General features: G+C 52.9%; 1 rRNA gene. It reads left to right on the top strand.

The features are described from left to right. Positions 1 to 647, top strand: a 23S ribosomal RNA gene (locus WN59_RS07905); the annotation flags it as partial.

Genomic DNA, 647 nt, shown 5'->3' with positions numbered 1-647 from the left:
ATTTAAAGAGTGCGTAACAGCTCACTAGTCAAGTGACGCTGCGCCGAAAATGTACCGGGGCTAAACATATTACCGAAACTGTGGATTAATACTTTGTATTAATGGTAGGAGAGCGTTCCAATGGCGGAGAAGCATGACCGTGAGGACATGTGGAGCGATTGGAAGTGAGAATGCCGGTGTGAGTAGCGAAAGACGGGTGGGAATCCCGTCCACCGAATGACTAAGGTTTCCAGAGGAAGGCTCGTCCGCTCTGGGTTAGTCGGGACCTAAGCCGAGGCAGAGATGCGTAGGCGATGGCCAACAGGTCGAAATTCCTGTACCGGTGATGTCCGTTTGAGTGATGTGGTGACGCAGTAGGATAGATGGAGCGTGCGACCGGAAGGGCACGTCCAAGCAGTGAGTGGTCAGGGCAGGCAAATCCGCCCTGTATAACCATGAGCTGTGACGGGGAGCCGAAATTTAGTAGGCGAAGCCATTGATTTCACACTGCCGAGAAAAGCCGCTGGCGAGGACGATCACCGCCCGTACCGTAAACCGACACAGGTAGTTGGGAAGAGAATTCTAAGGTGAGCGAGCGAACTCTCGTTAAGGAACTCGGCAAAATGACCCCGTAACTTCGGGAGAAGGGGTGCTCATAGAGATATGAG

The organism is Salinicoccus sediminis (assembly GCF_000986795.1).
GTDB classification, from domain to species: domain Bacteria; phylum Bacillota; class Bacilli; order Staphylococcales; family Salinicoccaceae; genus Salinicoccus; species Salinicoccus sediminis.
The sequence above is the reverse complement of the archived record's forward strand: the minus strand, read 5'-3'. Positions and strand labels throughout refer to the sequence as shown.